Raw genomic sequence first — 2,400 nt, 5'->3', positions numbered from 1 at the left:
ACCTGACACTGTCTCCCACCCCGATAAGGGGCGCGGGTTAGAATTTCAATACAGCCAGGGTAGTATCCCACCAACGCCTCCACCGAAGCTAGCGCTCCGGCTTCAAAGGCTCCTACCTATCCTGTACAAGCTGTACCAACATTCAATATCAGGCTGCAGTAAAGCTCCACGGGGTCTTTCCGTCCTGTCGCGGGTAACCTGCATCTTCACAGGTACTATAATTTCACCGAGTCTCTCGTTGAGACAGTGCCCAGATCGTTACGCCTTTCGTGCGGGTCGGAACTTACCCGACAAGGAATTTCGCTACCTTAGGACCGTTATAGTTACGGCCGCCGTTTACTGGGGCTTCGGTTCAAAGCTTCGCTTGCGCTAACCTCTCCCCTTAACCTTCCAGCACCGGGCAGGTGTCAGCCCCTATACTTCGCCTTACGGCTTCGCAGAGACCTGTGTTTTTGCTAAACAGTCGCCTGGGCCTATTCACTGCGGCTTCTCGGGGCTTTAACACCCTAAGAAGCACCCCTTCTCCCGAAGTTACGGGGTCATTTTGCCGAGTTCCTTAACGAGAGTTCTCTCGATCACCTTAGGATTCTCTCCTCGCCTACCTGTGTCGGTTTGCGGTACGGGCACCTCTCACCTCGCTAGAGGCTTTTCTTGGCAGTGTGGAATCAGGAACTTCGCTACTAAATTTCGCTCGCCATCACAGCTCCGCCTTAATGGAAACGGGATTTGCCTCGTTTCCGGCCTAACTGCTTGGACGCGCATATCCAACAGCGCGCTTACCCTATCCTTCTGCGTCCCCCCATCGTTCAAACGATGTATAGGTGGTACAGGAATATCAACCTGTTGTCCATCGCCTACGCCTTTCGGCCTCGGCTTAGGTCCCGACTAACCCTGAGCGGACGAGCCTTCCTCAGGAAACCTTAGGCATTCGGTGGACGGGATTCTCACCCGTCTTTCGCTACTCATACCGGCATTCTCACTTCTAAGCGCTCCACCAGTCCTTCCGGTCTGACTTCACTGCACTTAGAACGCTCTCCTACCACTGTTCGTAAGAACAGTCCGCAGCTTCGGTGATACGTTTAGCCCCGGTACATTTTCGGCGCAGAGTCACTCGACCAGTGAGCTATTACGCACTCTTTAAATGATGGCTGCTTCTAAGCCAACATCCTGGTTGTCTAAGCAACTCCACATCCTTTTCCACTTAACGTATACTTTGGGACCTTAGCTGGCGGTCTGGGCTGTTTCCCTTTTGACTACGGATCTTATCACTCGCAGTCTGACTCCCAAGAATAAGTATTTGGCATTCGGAGTTTGACTGAATTCGGTAACCCGTTGGGGGCCCCTAGTCCAATCAGTGCTCTACCTCCAATACTCTCATCTTGAGGCTAGCCCTAAAGCTATTTCGGAGAGAACCAGCTATCTCCAGGTTCGATTGGAATTTCTCCGCTACCCACACCTCATCCCCGCACTTTTCAACGTGCGTGGGTTCGGGCCTCCATTCAGTGTTACCTGAACTTCACCCTGGACATGGGTAGATCACCTGGTTTCGGGTCTACGACCTCATACTCATTCGCCCTATTCAGACTCGCTTTCGCTGCGGCTCCGTCTTATCAACTTAACCTCGCATGAAATCGTAACTCGCCGGTTCATTCTACAAAAGGCACGCCATTACCCATTAACGGGCTTTGACTACTTGTAGGCACACGGTTTCAGGATCTATTTCACTCCCCTTCCGGGGTGCTTTTCACCTTTCCCTCACGGTACTGGTTCACTATCGGTCACTAGGTAGTATTTAGCCTTGGGAGATGGTCCTCCCTGCTTCCGACGGGATTTCTCGTGTCCCGCCGTACTCAGGATCCACTCAGGAGGGAACGAAGTTTCAACTACAGGGTTTTTACCTTCTTTGACGGACCTTTCCAGATCACTTCATTTACCCCGTTCCTTTGTAACTCCGTATAGAATGTCCTACAACCCCAAGAGGCAAGCCTCTTGGTTTGGGCTATGTTCCGTTTCGCTCGCCGCTACTCAGGAAATCGCATTTGCTTTCTCTTCCTCCGGGTACTTAGATGTTTCAGTTCCCCGGGTCTGCCTTCTCATATCCTATGAATTCAGATATGGATACCACTCCATTACGAGTGGTGGGTTTCCCCATTCGGAAATCTCCGGATCAAAGCTTGCTTACAGCTCCCCGAAGCATATCGGTGTTCGTCCCGTCCTTCATCGGCTCCTAGTGCCAAGGCATCCACCGTGCGCCCTTTCTAACTTAACCGTTAAAAAGAATCACTATGTGATATCTTGTGTTACTAATTGAATGTGATGTCTACTGTTATCTAGTTTTCAAAGAACACGTTTCGAAGGAATGATCCTTCAAAACTAAACAAGACAGGGAACGTTCTGCTT

The 2,400-nt window shown here is 51.0% G+C and carries 1 rRNA gene; it reads right to left on the bottom strand.

Annotated elements, in window-relative coordinates:
• A 23S ribosomal RNA gene (locus ACFWBU_RS21220) occupies nucleotides 1-2,269 on the bottom strand; the annotation flags it as partial.
• Nucleotides 2,270-2,400 lie beyond the last annotated feature (131 nt).

The sequence above is a fragment of the Rhodococcus sp. NPDC060084 genome (assembly GCF_042730335.1).
Taxonomy (GTDB): Bacteria; Actinomycetota; Actinomycetes; order Mycobacteriales; family Mycobacteriaceae; genus Rhodococcus.
Note: the sequence above shows the minus strand (reverse complement) of the source record. Positions and strands in the feature narration are given on the sequence as shown.